Here is a 16,320-nt window from a genome sequence, read left to right on the forward strand (position 1 = left end):
TAACACTATTTTAATAGTACAAAGAAGTGCTGTACTATTAAAATAGTGTTGCTATTCAGCATGTTATTCTTTAGTAAAAGTAAATTCACCTCCGCCTTGTTTCAAGACCATTGTTTTTTCTTGTGGATCAAAAGATAATACAATACCCGCTTTCTCGAGTTTGAATGTATCTTTCTCACTAGGTTCTAACTCATTGGCAGCCTGTCCTGTGGCTTGTACAATGAGTGTGTGCCCAGATTTAGTTATGGTGAGTTTAATCGGCACCTGATTCGACGAATAAACTCCTATATATTGATCTAACATAGAGCGATCTACTTGATAAGTTGACCATTGCTGATGAAAGTTTCAGCGTATCTACTTTTGCTATATTTAATTTATTGATTAACTTTAAATTTAGTTTATTTTAAAATATATCAATATGTTATACAAAAGTCTGATCTTCTTCTTCTTCGTACTCACTCAATTTCCGCTTTCAGCTCAGGACTATAAATTGTTAAAGGATATTTCTTATGTAGAGAAGAGTGACTCCGATTTGTATAAACAAGAACGGTGTAAATTAGATTTGTATCTTCCGGAAAACAAATCTGATTTTGCTACGATCATCTGGTTTCATGGTGGAGGCTTAGAGGAGGGTGCTAAATATGTTCCACTGGAATTGCAGGGTAAAGGAGTGGCAGTTATTGCCGTAAATTATCGGTTAAGCCCTAAAGTTAAAGGGCCGGCTTATATTGAAGATGCTGCTGCTGCTGTTGCTTGGGCTTTTAATCATATTAGTCAATACGGGGGTGACCCTGCTAAAATTTATGTTTCCGGTCATTCTGCAGGAGGTTATTTGGCCTTGATGGTGGGGTTGAATAAGGCATATTTGAAATCTTATGGTATTGATGCCAATAACATCAAGGGATTAGCACCTATCAGTGCACAGACTAATACTCATTATACCATAAAGAAGGAGCGAGGCCAGTCAATGGAAATCCCTATCATTGATCAATATGCACCTTTAAGTTTTGCTAGAAAAGATGCACCTCCTATTTTATTAATCACAGGAGACCCTAAATTGGAGATACCTGCAAGATTTGAAGAAAACGCTCATTTAGCTGCAGTGCTGTTAAGTTTAAAACACCCTCAAACTGAGCTTTTCCAGTTGCAGGGCTTTGATCATGGCGCTGTATATGCACCAGGATGCCTCTTACTGTTAAAGTGGATCGCTGCACTTGAAAAAAAATAAAGTAATTTGGCACGGCATTCGTCTACTCTATAAGAGCGTTTGACGATATGGCAAAAAGACTTATTTTATTTCTATTACTATTCTTGATCAGTGATATTTACTTTTATCAAGCTGTAGTTACACTTTTTTCGGGTTCATCAATTCCAATTTTTTATTGGTTTGTTGACGTTTTAATAATTGTCTCGATTGTATCAATTATTTTTCTTCGCCAACGAATAAGTGATCTTCAACGCATTGCTTCTATTTTGATTACAGCAATGTTGCTTGTTTTTATACCAAAGTTGTTTTCTTTTCCGATCCTATTCATAGAAGATATTGGACGATTGTTTCGCGGTTTTCCTGCACGAAGTGTTTATGTGAGTGAAATAGTCGTTTTTATTGCAGTAGCGATCTTTTTAGCTATTGTTTTTGGGCTTACCCGAGGTAGACATCTGTATCGTGTCAGAAAGGAAATTCTATATTTTTCAGATCTGCCCGAAGCATTTGATGGTTTTACGATTACACAGTTATCGGATATCCATTCGGGCAGTTTGAGTAATATAAGAGGGGTGCAGAAGGGTATTGATTTGGCTAATGCACAGAACAGCGATGTCTTATTATTTACGGGTGATCTGGTCAATAATATGGCATCGGAGATGGATCCTTGGATCGATACCTTCACAGCTTTAAAAGCCTCATATGGTAAATATTCAGTGTTGGGTAATCACGATTATGGTGATTATATTAAATGGAATAATGTTTCAAGTAAAGAAGCTAATCTACAGCGTTTAAAAGAAATACACAGGGAGATGGGGTTCAATCTGTTATTGAATGAAGCTGTAACACTTCAGAAACAAGGACAACGCATTGCATTAATTGGCGTGGAGAACTGGGGTAAGGGAGGTTTTCACCAATTTGGCAATCTGACTCAAGCAACGGAAGATATTCCTATAGATTCATTCAAAATCCTGATGTCTCATGATCCATCACACTGGGATGCGGTGACAGTTGATCATGAAAAACATGTCCATCTCACTTTAGCGGGGCATACTCATGGTATGCAGTTCGGAATTGAAGTTTTTGGGTTTAAATGGAGTCCGATTCAATATTTTTATAAGCAATGGGCAGGTTTGTATCAGCGTGATGGTAAATTTTTATACGTCAATAGAGGTTTTGGTTTTCATGAATTGAAGGGGCGGGTAGGAGTATGGCCTGAAATTACTGTACTGACTTTAAAACGTTCTGATTCTGCGACAGCATAAGACAAATAGCACAATACCTTGCTTAGGGCCTATTTTTTTAAAATCCCCTTTTCCACACTCTCATCAATTAGTTTTTCAGCAAAATCCCATATCGTCTTGGAACCTTCATCAATTATTTTCTTTTTATCGTATACTTTGCTGTAGTTAATGTCAAATTCATTCCAAGTTCCACCACTGTTTGAGGTGTTTTGTAGCAGTGGTTCTAAGCGATCCATTGCTCTTGCAAATTTGGCCTCATGAGTGAGCCCTGCTTCAAATTCTTCCCAGATTTCAATGAGCCCTTCTGCCTGCTTTTGTGGAAGTAATCCAAAAATCCGTTTAGCCGCAAGCCTTTCTTCGTCGGTGTTTGTATGATTTTTCTGAGTATCGTAAATAAAGGTATCACCTGCATCAATCTCCACTATATCATGTATGAGTACCATCTTGACAACTTTTAGAATATCAATAGGTTCGTTGGAATGCTCTGCTAATATAATTGCCATCATGGCTAAATGCCAACTATGTTCTGCATCATTTTCATTTCGATCACTATTAAATAGTTTGGTTTTTCGTTGTATGTACTTGACTTTATCAATTTCTTTAATAAAATCGATTTGTTGCTGTAAATTTTTAAGATCCATCTTGATGAAATAAAAGCTGTACTACAATTCTGTATTGATTGGTGTAATTTTTTATCTGCACGAGTTATTCCTTCTATCCTGCGGTTAATATAAATTTTGCACAGCTGATCGGAAAGTTTTTATTGACCATAAATATAGAAAAATTGCAGTACATGCGTTAAATCTTTAGTAGCGGAATACGTAATAATTTATCTGATGCAGTTATATACAAGTATCCGTCTCCGCCGAAATTACAGTTCGCAGTAGCAATACCAAGTTTAATCCTGCCTAACAATAATCCCTCGCTATTGAAGATAACGATTCCATTGCCAGCTGCTGCAAATAAATATCCACCAGCCTGTACTTTGATCCCATCAGCTGCCATCGGTTCTGATGGAAATTTTGACCTAAAATCTACGAAGATCTTACTATTAACAACTTCCAATTTATTATTGAGCGTATACTCCATAATTAAGGGCTGCTTATGATCACTGATGGCGACATATAATTTATCTTGTTTTTCAGATAAGGCAATACCATTTGGTCGAGTCAGGTTGGAGATGATCTGAGTAGCTTTTCCAAAACGATCCAATCGATATACACCGTTTTCTGTAATCTCCCTATTTACTGTATCGCGTTCTCTGTGCGGAAGCCCATAAGGAGGGTCTGTGAAGAAATAATCACCACGTTGATGCTGACAAATATCATTTGGTGAACTGAACCTTTTATGATTCCAGTGTGTACCCAATGGTTTAAATTTTCGGGTAGTAAGATCAATTTGTACGATACGTCTATTTCCATGATCACACGCTATCAAATGTCCTTCCTGATTGATCAATAATCCATTTGTGCCCGGTTCGTCACTATAGATATCAGGGCCTTGATATCCGGCAGGTTCAAGAAATTTCTCAAGTCCATTTTTTAAAGACCATTTATATATGGTATTAAGTCTTGGATCGCTAAATAATAGGTAATTTTCATCGTAGTTCCATACGGGACCCTCCGTCCACTGCATGCCATCTGCTAGCAATTCTACCTTTACAAAAGGATCTATTATTTTATTAAGTTCAGGATGAAATACTTCAATGGTCGCACCATCTAAAAGTTTCGAATTACTTTGCCCGAACATGGTGATGGGATATAGAATGGTCAAGATAAGTACAGCAACTGGGATCATTTTATTGGGTGTCATTCTTTTTTCTGTATTGATTTTTTTATTAAATTATTCTGAACAGCTTTAAATATATGATGTCATTTCTGACCTTTTCAAAGCGAATTATAACGTAATGATCATGAATTCGATCATTACTAGCACTTTAGGTTAAGTAAAGATAGGAATATTTATGGTTTAGTCGAAGTGACGAATTTTTGTGGGTTTGTAGGATTAAATTTTTGTAAGAAATCGCTTGGAGGCATGTCTAAAATCTAATCTCAATAAATTATGAATAGATCAGGTTAATCAAGGTAACGAATGTGTGCTGATCTATTCATAATCAGGGAGTCAAAAGTGATATCCTCTTGTAAAAAACAAAAACTCCTGAACTTCACAAAAAGTGATCAGGAGTTTTTGTTTTTTAATGCTTTTTAATAAAGCAAAAAAATTATTTTAAAACGAACTTAAATCCCATAGAAAAACTTGATGGATCAAAGTTAACGTCATGTGAAATATTCCACCAAGGTTTCCAGTCAAAATGCATCGCTAACGGTGCAGATGGAATTCTAAATTCTAAACCTAATGCGGGACGGATCGCAAAATCCACATGGGTGTCATCATTTTTCCAGTGATAGTTTTTATATCCTTTGTTATAATCGATAAATGATACTTGAGGACCGACACCGATATACCAATATAGACCTCGAGCGCCCTGAATACGTCTGTTATAAGAATAGTCAACACCTAGGACTGTGATATGATCCCCAAATAATACCTGTGCATTTACTGCATCATTTCCGCCAAAATTGTGTTTAATCTGAGGGCCAAATAAAGTCTCCCCATCGCCCAAATCTATTCCTAGCCCAATAGCTGTCCGATAGGGTGTTTGTGCATTTGCCTTTTGCTGCGTGGCAAAAAATAAAGTAAAAAGAGTAAGAAAAGGTAGAATTACTTTTTTCATGATCATTATAAGATATTTTAAGTGAGCGTTTTCAAAATGAAAACTTTCGCTGTTGCAACAAATAGTTTGCCAATTATACTCTGAAATAAATGTTAAAGTTTTATCATATTGTTTATGAGGTAATTGCCGTTTGAATAGTTGTGATCGCCCATTTTCAATAATCAACCAATCTCTTGTTTATGATTAGGGGTGACTGGAGAACATGCTTATTTATAATTTGAATAAAAATTTAAATAGGATGGGTTTACGACTATTCCAGTACAATTGTTAGATCGGTCAGGTAATTTATTATGATTCTTCATACACAAATATATATCCAGCTCCATAGACACTATCAATTCTGATGTTTTTTTCAGAATTGACTAGTTTCCTTATTCGCGAAATAAACACTTCTAAGCTTTTTCCATTAAAATAATCTGTATTTCCCCACAACTGCAAAAGAATATCTTTTTTTAATACCAATTGATTCTGATTTTTAATTAATAAATCAAGAATTTCAGTTTCACGAACAGTTAATTTTTTCTGTTTGCCATTGGACATTGAAAGTAACATACGCTCTTTTATAAAGGTTATGCTTCCTACTGAAACAGGGGCGATAGTAGCCACTTTAATTGGAATTTCTTTCTTTAATTTTAAGAAGTTTTTAATTTTTAATATGAGCTCTTCCATTTCAAAAGGTTTTCCGATATAGTCAATCGCACCTAGCTCTAAGCCTTTCATTCGGTCGATTTTTTCATGAAGGGCAGTTAAAAAGATGATGGCCTGATTCTGATTAATTTTTTGAAGTTGTTTTGCTAATTCAATTCCGTTCATATCAGGAAGCTGGATATCGATAATTGCTAAAGCATATATTCTTTTTTTATACTCATCTAGAGCGATTTCAGCAGACGGGCTCCAATATACACTGATACCTTTAAATCGCAAATATTGAGATAATACTAAGCCCAAATCGGGTTCGTCTTCTACCAAAAGTATATCAAAATAATGGTTTTTATCATGCATACGTAGCGTGGTTATGGTTGTATTATTATTATTATTAATTTAAATCTGGATCCTTTACCGATCTTAGATTCCACTTTTAAATCCCAATCCAATAAGTCTATAATTGTTTTTACGTAATATAGTCCTAAACCTAAACCTGGTTTTTTACCACTTGATTTAGAGCGATAGAATTTCTCAAAAATATGTTTTAATTCTTCCTGATGGATACCAACACCATTGTCTTCAATATTTAAAATTAACTCATTTTGTGTCTCTTCCCAATAAAAAGAAACTTTCGGTGAAGCACTTTGATTGAATTTTAACGCATTGTTCACCAGATTGTCTAAAATAGAAAAATATAAAGAAGAATCTATCCATATCTTTTTAGATAATGATAGGGGAGTATAACTGACCTCAATTTTTCCTGAATGGCGTAGCGATATATCTTTTAAAAACTCTTTTGTTAATGAACATATATCTTCTTGTTTTAAATCAGGTTTCTGTTTTGGCAAAGAGACAGATTCTAAGATTTGTTTAAAATAAGTTTTCAATCGATCGGCTTGCCGCTCTATCACATTGCCTAAAGATCCAATTTCGGCGGTATTTAATATGGCCTTTTGCTCCTTTAGGGTTTCTGCACAGATCAGAATGGTCGTGATGGGAGTATTAAATTCGTGCCGTATATGATTTAAGAATTCAGTTTTTAATTCCGTTTCTTTCCTTTGGTCGATCCAATTTTGATAGGTGAGGTAGTTAATTGTGATAATCAGTAGTATACATAAGATCGAAAAACATAATACAGGCAGCATATCCATCAATACTCTTGTCATTCTGTCGGGGTAATCGACATATAGACTGTAGGTAAATCTATAGGCGACATGACTCGCTACACTGACGGATAATTGGAGTATCTTGTTATTATTATTTATATCTTTTAAATTTCCGGCTATCTCGGTATTAATTTTTCCGTCATCTTTAAGGGAAAAAGTCTTCCAATCATGTCCATTTGGTAATAATAAATCCAATCGATCAAATACTAACTTATATGATAATGTGGTATCCAAATGATGTTTTGCTAATATTTCATTAAACACCATATCCATGTTTTGATATCGGCGCAATTCTCCCAAAAAAGAGGACAGCACCTGCTGTTGTTCCTGTTGTAGTGCCTTTGGATTATTTGCTAATGTACGATATAGACTTGATAACTGTGGCTCTAAAAACTGTTGAAACAGTTTATTTCCGCCAGGGAATAGTTTGTCATTCATCACATATTGACCATATGATTTTTCGATCTTCTGTTTTTGAATATTTTGAAAATTTTTATCCTTGTATTGATAAGTATTGAATACCAAAAAACCAATCAATAAGCAAAGCATAAAAAAACTACAGCATAACACCCATTTATAAAATCTGGGATTGTGTCTTAATATCATATTATAAATCTAGGATAATTTCAGTTATCCTAATCATCATTAACCTTTTATTAGGTTTTCATTATCCTTCTATTAATCACTTGAGCGTATTATAAAGGTTATTTTTGAAGCATAATTAAATTATAAATCTATTGATGTCATATGAAAAATAACAAATTTTTGACCGCAGTGTTACTTATCTTAGGCTTAATGCAAGTAAACACGATTGTGGCTCAAGTAAAGGAATCTGAATTAAGGAAGCAACAACTTGATTTTGTAAATCTAGGCTTTGGAATGTTTATCCATTATGGAATGCCAACCTATATGGATCAGGATTGGTCAGATCCGAATGCTTCGCTAAGTTTGTTCAATGCTCCTAAATTGGATGCAAACCAATGGGCTCTCGCTGCAAAGTCAGCTCATATGACTTATGGCTGCCTGACTACGAAACATCACAGTGGATTCCCGATCTGGGATACTAAGACCACAAACTATAATGTGATGAATACTCCTTTTGGACGTGATGTAGTGAAGGAATATGCTGATGCTTTCCGTAAAAATGGATTAAAAGTGATGCTTTATTATTCTATTTTAGATACGCATCAAGAAATTAGACCTAACCATATAACCAGCAACCATATTCAGATGATCAAGGATCAATTGACGGAACTGTTAACTAATTACGGTGAAATTAATGCATTAGTAATTGACGGTTGGGACGCTCCATGGTCTCGTATTTCTTATGATGATATTCCTTTTGATGATATTTATTACCATATTAAATCTCTTCAACCTCAATGTTTGGTTATGGAACTTAATTCTGCGAAATACCCTGGTGATGCGTTATTCTATTCAGATATTAAATCATATGAACAGGGTGCTGGACAGTTTATCTCCAAGGAACATAATAAACTTCCTGCGATGGCTTGCTTACCACTTCAACAGAATTGGTTTTGGAAAAAATCATTTCCTAAAACTCCCGTTAAGGAGGTCAAGAGTCTTGTCAATGATTTCATAATCCCTTACAATGGTGCCTATTGTAATTTTATGCTTAATGTAGCTCCTAATGCTGACGGACTTATTGATGAAAATGCATTGATCGCACTCCAGGAGATCGGAAACTTGTATAAAAATAAACCCTCTTATTCGGAATTACCGGCTTATGAAAGTCCTGTAATAGGAAGTAATATGGCACTAAAAGCATATACAAATTCGAGCTGGAGTGACGATATGAATCTTATGGATTTTGCAAATGACGATAACTTTGGGAGTTCTTGGGTGTCAAATGCTGCCGCTTCTGCTAGTCCATGGTGGGAACTTGCTTTTGAACGATCAAAAGCATTCAACACAATTGTGATTACAGAAGGAAAAGATCATCCATCGGTTTACAATCTAGTTTATTTTAAAGACGGAAAGTGGTACCCAATCCTTGCTGAGCAGAAAGATCAAGGACGTATCAAGATATTCAAATTTAAGACTGTGATAGGTCAAAAAGTGCGGTTGAATATGAAGCCAAAAAACGGGAAAGTTGTACTGGCAGAGGTAGGGATATATCATGAAAGAACATAAATTTTGCCATTAAATATAAAGACATTCAAGAGTAATAATTTTTATTACTCTTGAATGTCTACTTTGAGCGAAAATTTTATCCATGATAATAAGATAGCTATACGATTTGGTACTTAATTCGCTGCAGGATCGATAAGCTCATTGCTAAGGGATATAAATTTTAAAAGATTATATCTCAATTCGTTTATTTTTGATTTACTTTCCATTCATTTGTGAAGAATCCCGCGTCTATAATTCCTGCCGGTCCATTTTTTAACATAGTTAAGTTGAAAAACATATAATCAGGAAAACCACTTGCGCCAGCAAAATATTGATTTGCCCCTGCTGCTTGCATACCACTAAGTCCTGTGCCGGTAATCACCCCAACAGCTCTTGATTGTGTGCCTGGTTTTTTCCAATAAAAATATCCGCCTAGATCACTTCCATTATAAATTTGTTTATCTATTTTGATCTGACCTGGGAGTACCGTAATTGGACAGTCTTTTAATAAAATATCCCAAGCACTGTTTGTTTTTGAATTACCAATGAGTATGATGTTATGTTCCGTATATTTATTTGCTTCAAAATCACGGTCAGCGATTATTTCAAATGCTCCATTTCCTCTATAATACCAGGCTTCTGCATCATGGCGTACTTTTTCTAATGCCCACTTATTTTCTTCCTTGGTACCCATGGTTCCATAAACATATACCATCCCATGGTTAAATGCTTCTTTAAAAGTACCATTACGATGTGGCCCCTTTTGATCTAATGATGGCTTTGTTATGATGCTCCAGATCTGATCTTTTTTTTGTAAAAAGATGAAAGACTCGTTCGTTGTATTCCTTTGGTATGTAATGGTATTTAAACTATCGAGGTCAATAGTCAATGCAACATTTTTATCAAAATCTGCTAAATCCAACGAGAGCACCTCTACATTCTCTGTTTTGCCGATTATGGTTCCTCTCTCCCGATCTCGTGTTAGGACAATATGTGAATAATCTAGTGGCTTTTCCTGTTGATATACTGTACCCCAATAGTAGGAGGAGGATATCCCAGGATTAGCGGTTTTGAAATCGATATGATTGACGTCAATGGCAGCTTTTCGTTTATGTATTTTAAAATAATCAAATAAAGGTTTCCAGTCTACACTTTCATTACTATACCAATGTGATCCACCTGGATATTCATAATAATTGAAATCGGGATGGAATGTACCCAATAACTTACGCATCTGACGAGCATAATCTACGGATACTGTACGGTCTGCATCACCATGCAATACATATATCCCAAGTGGCTTATAATTGGTTGCATATGCTACTACGTCGCTTTGATTGCCAGATCGTAATAATATATTTTCTAAGGCATTTTGTCCTTTTTCTGGAATCAATCCGTCGGCAGAACCGTAACCCTTTAAGGTTGGATATCCTGCACATGGTGCTATTGCAGCCCATTTGTCAGGATACGTTGCTCCCAAAAACCAAGTGCCATGTCCTCCCATAGAATGGCCTGTTAGATAGATTTTTTGCGTATCTGGTTGCAAAGTTTGTTTCGCTAAACTGAGCACTTCCAACGCATCTATTCTCCCCCAATCTTCCCAGTTGAATCCTCGTGGTCGACGATTGGTCGGTGCCACCAGAGTTCCCCAGTCTTTTGCCTGATATGCTTGTGCTTGACCAATGGCTTCTACTCCAGCTCCATGAACGGATAAAAAAAGCGCATCACCAGATTTTTCGCCACCCAATGCTGGATTTACCGCATAGTATTGTAAACTATTGTCTATCGTACTTATAAAGGTGACCCGATATGGCGTATTACTATTGACACTTTTCAATGGAATTTTTTTCTGATCGATTAATTGACTTTTATTCCAAATTGAAATATCCGAAAGAATCTCTCCTAAGCTATGGATTGTTGAGGCATCGATAGGAACAATAACTTTTCGAGTACTATGCGCCCTGATTACGGGTGAGATGACAGATGCTTTTTGATTTCCTGTGTTGCTCTGTATCTTTAGATTATGTACATCTTTATTACTATTGTTGATGAGTACAATACCTAAGAGCAAATGTTGGTTATTTTTGCCTTGTACAATATCGGGTTGCGTCAGATCTTCGGTACCGATGATGAGCTGGTTTTTAATGAAACTCAGCTGTGCCGCGATGGACGAACCTCTAACATAAAATTCATTTAAACCTTTTTTTAACTGAAATGGAATATTTAACCATCCCATGCGGTATGGATCTCCAGTATGCAATTCTCCATTAATTAATACAGCACTATTTCCTCTAATATTAAGTAATGCAGACTGTACTTTGTCGGATTGATAAGTGAGATATAGATAACTTGAACGAGGACCTCTATAAGTGGTCGACATCGACCTGCTGGTTTGATCTTGTTGAGCTACACGGCCAGGCCCTGGAGGATTGTTGGGTTGCTGCAGGTTGGCATCCATATTTTGCTGACGCCTAAAAAAACCATTTGTATCTGCTTTTGCAGCAATCCATAAAGATTTTTCTGAAGTTCCATCCCATGTTTTTCCAGCTATGGGACGAGGGAGTCCATGTTGGTAATATTGTGACAACAGCTCATCAGTATATACTGCTTCCCGACCATAACTGTAAGGAATATCTACCGTAAGTCCTTCTGTGAATTTATATGTATTTTGGGCAGAAGAAAGAGTGCAGATTACAGTTAAACATAAGCCTATAAATAAAGTTTTTATACTTAATCGTAATAAATGGTATTGCATAATAAAAGGGTTTAGTACGTCTAATATACGGATCTTTATTTTATCTCCTTTAAATTTCAGTATAAAACAAAGCCAAAAATCTTCTCGATAAGCATCGAAATGTTGACTTGAATAAAAATTAGCACTTTAGTTTTCTTTTTATCGGATTGTTCATCACTATTTGTCTTAAATTTGTTTTATTCTTATAAACTATTATATGTTCAATAGGTATAAGTTTATCGTCACTATAGCTGAAAATGAACTTTTTAATGCGTAATAGTAGTGGAAAAGATCTCATTATATATAGCAGTCAAAATAAAATAGAAAGCAGTGAAAGAAGCTGAAATTGAACGAAGAAGCTGGTGTATTTGTCAGGAATGCCAGGGTAAGGGTAAAAAAAGTCGAAAGCTTACTAAAAAAATGCGACTTATTTATCAAGCAGCATATGATCAATTTGAAAAAACTGGTGGTAATGGTGTTGCTCCTGTTAAACCAAAAGGACATCTTTCTCTTTGTTTGAACTGCAATGGTTCTGGTTTAATACAGTCATCAAGTTGTCCGCTCGCCAATAATGAAAATTATCCTCACGTTGCTATTGTAGGTGGTGGTATCGGTGGAGTAGCATTAGCCGTAGCTTGTCTGCACCGGGGTATTCCTTATACGCTCTATGAGCGTGATCTTAACTTCAATGCGCGTTCTCAAGGTTATGGTCTCACCTTACAGCAGGCTAGTAAAGCGATTTCAGGGTTAGGCATTCTATCCTTAGAGGATGGGGTAATATCTACAAAACATGTCGTTCATACGATTGACGGAAAAGTCATTGGTGAATGGGGAATGAGAAAGTGGGTACCTGAAAAAACAAACACAGGTGATAAGCGTTCAAATGTGCATATTGCACGACAATCCTTGCGTTCAGCCCTTTTAGATCAATTAGGTAGTCATGATACGGTTCTGTGGAATCATCAATTGGTAGATTTTAAAGAAACGGAGTCGGATGGTCTTTTGCTAAGCTTTCAAGTTGATGGAGAAGTGAAAACTGCCAAAGCCGATCTTTTGGTCGGAGCTGATGGCATTCGCAGTTCTGTCCGGAGATTGTTAATAGGAGAAGATATTGCTCCTTTACGTTACTTGGGCTGTATCGTTATATTGGGTATATGTCCTTTGAGTGCTTTAGAAAATTTTCATAGCCCTTTACTCGATTCTGCCACTGTGTTTCAGACTGCTAATGGGAATGAACGCATCTATATCATGCCTTATTCATCGGACTCAGTCATGTGGCAGCTTAGTTTCCCTATGAGTGAAAATGAAGCTAAAGCGTTGAGCGATCGAGGATCACAAGCCCTTAAAGAGGAGGCATGTCGACGGACGCTATGGCATGATCCGATTCCTCAGATTTTAGCTGCGACCCAGGCAGCTCAGATCTCTGGCTATCCTGTGTATGATAGAGAAATTCTTGATGCAGAATGGTTGAAAGGAAAGGTGACACTTATCGGAGATGCAGCTCACCCAATGAGCCCATTTAAAGGTCAGGGGGCAAATCAAGCGCTGCTGGATGCACTTGCATTAGCGAGAGGCATATCAAGCGCATGTGGGTCATCACATTGGAAAAAAGATGGTATTAGAAAAGCGGTACTGGTTGATTATGAAGAAGAGATGATCATGCGCAGTGCGATTAAAGTGAAAGATTCAGCTGATGCAGCAAAATTTTTACATTCTGAAATGGTGCTGATAGAAGGAGATGAACCCAGAGGAAGCTGTGTCAAGAAGAATTAATCTAACTTGTTGATGAATAAGAAGTATTGGAGTTGGGAAGCTGAAATTTTAAATGTATGGATCATCTTATTTAATCAGTTGGATGATCGTCCTCTTTAAGCTAAAAGAGGACGATTGGATTTTTAGAAATGTAAGCGCATAGATAATATACATTGACGTAAATTTCCTTGCGTGATAAATCCTCTTCCTCCATAATAGTAACGTTGGTTGAACAGGTTCTCTGTGGTAAAGTTACAGGAAAATTGCTTGTACTGATATCCAATAGTACTATTAAACAGTGTATAATCGTCTGTAGAGAAGCTTCCTGCCGTTTTGCTGTTGATGATTAAATCCTGACCTACATAATTACCACCGATACCCAGTATCCATTTACTTGCATTGACGATTGCTGTTTCATAATTCACATACCAAGTTGCAGACCATGTAGGACCGGAGTTAACGGGTCTCAAACCTGTTGTTGAGTTTTCAGCTTTTGTTATTTTACTTTCATTGTAGGCAGCACCACCATGTATGAATAGATTTTGAATAGGTTGTATCTGGATATCCAATTCTATACCTCGGCTGTATTGTTTACCATCCTGAATATATTTTGTGGCATCATTTTGATCCGCCATCACGGTATTACGGACGTGAATATTATAATAACTAAATGTTGCATCTAACAATTGATGAAGGCCAGATATTTTAACTCCTGATTCCCATTGTGTACCATATTGAGGTTTGAAATTATATAAAATTCCATTGATACTTGTGGGAGCAATATTCTGAAATCCGCTCATATAGTTCGCGAAAAAAGTAAATGTTTTAGGAATGATCTGGTAGGTCATACCTATTTTTGGTGTCATAGATGTCTGTTTATATGCCCCTGTTGTGGTTGCTGTAGATACATCTTTTGTCCCATTGTTGATTAAGCTGCTGTATCTAGCACTTAGCATGATCGATAGTGCACTAAATGGTTTGATAACATCGGAAATGTACGCTGAATAGGTGTTTTGAGGTGATATAGTATGGTTAGGTTGTTTGGGCAGCACTATTTTCGTAATCAGATCTGCATTAAATAAATTTGCTGACAGGGATGGATTATCGATAGATACGGTATCGATATAGCCTGCACTTTTATAATTTGCCATATAACTATAGCGATAGTAATCCAGTCCAATCAGGAGTTTGTTGTCCCAATTGCCAATGCTGAAATTACCGATAAAATTTTGTTGTACTTGGTGGTTGGTGATATCTTCGGCGTCGTACCGCAACACCTTTCTTGCTACAGCCGTATTATTGGTCACTAATAAATTGGTTTGATAAGTGCCATTTGAAGTACCGTACGTCGTAGCAAGATTGGTTTCTGATTGCCAATGGTCGGAAATTAAGTAACTTATTTTTGCATAGAAATTGATCGATGTTGTTTTCCATAATAAGCTATTATCCGTATACGATTTGTTATAAGCGAGGTCCAAATCTTTAGAGTTCTGTACATTGACCAATTGACTATTTATGAGTGGGCTGGCGGGAGTAAATAGCGGACTATTGGTCGCGATTTTACGTAAAAACTCGGCTTCAAGCTTAACTTTTAACTTGTCATGGAGTTGGTAAGTAAAACTTGGTGCCAAAAATATGTTTCTATTTAATCCTTGATCTTGAAAGCTTTTTCTGTCAGAATACGTGCCAAAAATGCGAAATAGCGCTTTATGGCTAGAATCTAAAACGGAGTTGACTTCTATGCTTGAGCGTTGCAAATTATTATTACCTGCCGCAAGTGATAAATTTGTAAATGAACTATCGATGGGTGCGTAAGTTTGTACATTGATAAGACCTCCAAAAACCATATTTGCGCCACCGAACAAGGTTCCGCTTGGACCTTTGATCACATCTAACTGTTGTATGTTACTGTTATCATCACTGTATTGTAGATAAGCATTTAAACCATTTCTAAAATTGCTTCGGGTTCTAAAGCCACGAATTGAAAAATTTGGAGCTAATCCAGCCCAACTTGGAGTGACCCCGGTCGCATTGGACAACAGGGCTGTTTGGGTATAATAATTTCTGTTTTGAGTAAGTTTGGGTCCTACACTAGTTGTCACCTGTGGATTTTCATAATCAGTAATATTTAATCTTGCTGTTTGAATGCTTGATCTGTCTTTTTCGCTGACACGAGCTTTTACGAATACCGAATCTAATTGCTTTAATATAGGTTGGTCTTTGGACTGTGCGTGTGCTGTATGAATGGAAAGAAAAATGATAATTGCATTGACAATTAAAAGTGTAAAATGTGTTATGCGTATGAACATAAGTACTTGCGTGGTAAGAAAAATATGGAGAATTATTTGGAATCAGTACCCTAGACCTAACCTGCTAAAATTTGGATTAGGATCGGGTATTTGCTTATGCATATTTGTAGCAAAATCGATTTTGGTTAAACTCGAACTTTTTGCCTTGCTTTAAAATCAATTCCTGTACTTCAGCACATCTAACTATTGTGCTTCGTATTTAGAATTGCATATGATCTTTTTGTTCTGTGCAAGGATATGGCGCAGTTTAAGACTATGTGCGAATAGACCCAAAATAGGACTTCGTAATTTCTATTTTTTAAGAAGTCGATATAAAAAATGACAGAGAAGACACTATGTTTTAGAATAATGCAGATCGCTCAGCTAGATAAATCGAGAAAAGGCATTTTTAAGGAAATA

12 protein-coding genes are annotated in these 16,320 nt (G+C 36.2%); 4 read left to right on the plus strand and 8 right to left on the minus strand.

What is annotated here, in order from left to right; genetic code table 11:
* Nucleotides 1-63: 63 nt before the first annotated feature.
* Entirely contained in the window at nt 64-303 is a 240-nt protein-coding gene (locus MUB18_RS10010) for a hypothetical protein (RefSeq protein WP_248755794.1), read from the minus strand.
* 115 nt (nt 304-418) lie between these two features.
* On the opposite strand from MUB18_RS10010, the gene MUB18_RS10015 reads away from it, so the two are divergent.
* Nucleotides 419-1,228: an alpha/beta hydrolase gene (locus MUB18_RS10015; RefSeq protein ID WP_248755795.1), complete on the plus strand. Its 810-nt coding sequence runs from the start codon at nt 419-421 to the stop codon at nt 1,226-1,228.
* Nucleotides 1,229-1,275: 47 nt separating this feature from the next.
* On the plus strand, nt 1,276-2,469 hold the full coding sequence (locus MUB18_RS10020; RefSeq protein WP_248755796.1) for a metallophosphoesterase: 1,194 nt from the start codon (nt 1,276-1,278) through the stop codon (nt 2,467-2,469).
* Between the two features lie 29 nt (nt 2,470-2,498).
* On the opposite strand, the gene MUB18_RS10025 is transcribed toward MUB18_RS10020, so the two are convergent.
* The 5 genes from MUB18_RS10025 to MUB18_RS10045 all read right to left on the minus strand — a co-directional run bounded on the left by MUB18_RS10025 (nt 2,499) and on the right by MUB18_RS10045 (nt 7,599).
* Complete coding sequence (locus MUB18_RS10025; protein ID WP_248755797.1) at nt 2,499-3,089, minus strand: HD domain-containing protein; 591 nt, start codon at nt 3,087-3,089, stop codon at nt 2,499-2,501.
* A gap of 157 nt (nt 3,090-3,246) precedes the next feature.
* Entirely contained in the window at nt 3,247-4,260 is a 1,014-nt protein-coding gene (locus MUB18_RS10030) for an SMP-30/gluconolactonase/LRE family protein (protein WP_248755798.1), read from the minus strand.
* A gap of 409 nt (nt 4,261-4,669) precedes the next feature.
* Nucleotides 4,670-5,182, minus strand: coding sequence for a hypothetical protein (locus MUB18_RS10035; protein WP_248755799.1), 513 nt, complete (start codon nt 5,180-5,182; stop codon nt 4,670-4,672).
* Nucleotides 5,183-5,470: 288 nt separating this feature from the next.
* Nucleotides 5,471-6,184, minus strand: coding sequence for a response regulator transcription factor (locus MUB18_RS10040; RefSeq protein WP_248755800.1), 714 nt, complete (start codon nt 6,182-6,184; stop codon nt 5,471-5,473).
* A gap of 11 nt (nt 6,185-6,195) precedes the next feature.
* The gene (locus MUB18_RS10045) at nt 6,196-7,599 is read right to left on the minus strand and encodes a sensor histidine kinase (protein WP_248755801.1); all 1,404 of its coding nucleotides are present in this window, start codon (nt 7,597-7,599) and stop codon (nt 6,196-6,198) included.
* Between the two features lie 141 nt (nt 7,600-7,740).
* Between MUB18_RS10045 and MUB18_RS10050 the strand changes: the two genes are divergently transcribed.
* Entirely contained in the window at nt 7,741-9,147 is a 1,407-nt protein-coding gene (locus tag MUB18_RS10050) for an alpha-L-fucosidase (protein WP_045755068.1), read from the plus strand.
* Between the two features lie 184 nt (nt 9,148-9,331).
* Here the strand turns inward: MUB18_RS10050 and MUB18_RS10055 are convergent, their stop codons facing one another.
* Complete coding sequence (locus tag MUB18_RS10055; protein ID WP_248755802.1) at nt 9,332-11,881, minus strand: prolyl oligopeptidase family serine peptidase; 2,550 nt, start codon at nt 11,879-11,881, stop codon at nt 9,332-9,334.
* Between the two features lie 399 nt (nt 11,882-12,280).
* Between MUB18_RS10055 and MUB18_RS10060 the strand changes: the two genes are divergently transcribed.
* Nucleotides 12,281-13,633 carry an FAD-dependent monooxygenase gene (locus MUB18_RS10060; RefSeq protein WP_248755803.1) on the plus strand — a complete coding sequence of 451 codons (1,353 nt, stop codon included), beginning with the start codon at nt 12,281-12,283 and terminating at the stop codon, nt 13,631-13,633.
* A gap of 122 nt (nt 13,634-13,755) precedes the next feature.
* Here the strand turns inward: MUB18_RS10060 and MUB18_RS10065 are convergent, their stop codons facing one another.
* Nucleotides 13,756-15,921, minus strand: coding sequence for a TonB-dependent siderophore receptor (locus MUB18_RS10065; RefSeq protein WP_248755804.1), 2,166 nt, complete (start codon nt 15,919-15,921; stop codon nt 13,756-13,758).
* Nucleotides 15,922-16,320 lie beyond the last annotated feature (399 nt).

The organism is Sphingobacterium sp. PCS056 (assembly GCF_023273895.1).
Taxonomy (GTDB): Bacteria; Bacteroidota; Bacteroidia; order Sphingobacteriales; family Sphingobacteriaceae; genus Sphingobacterium.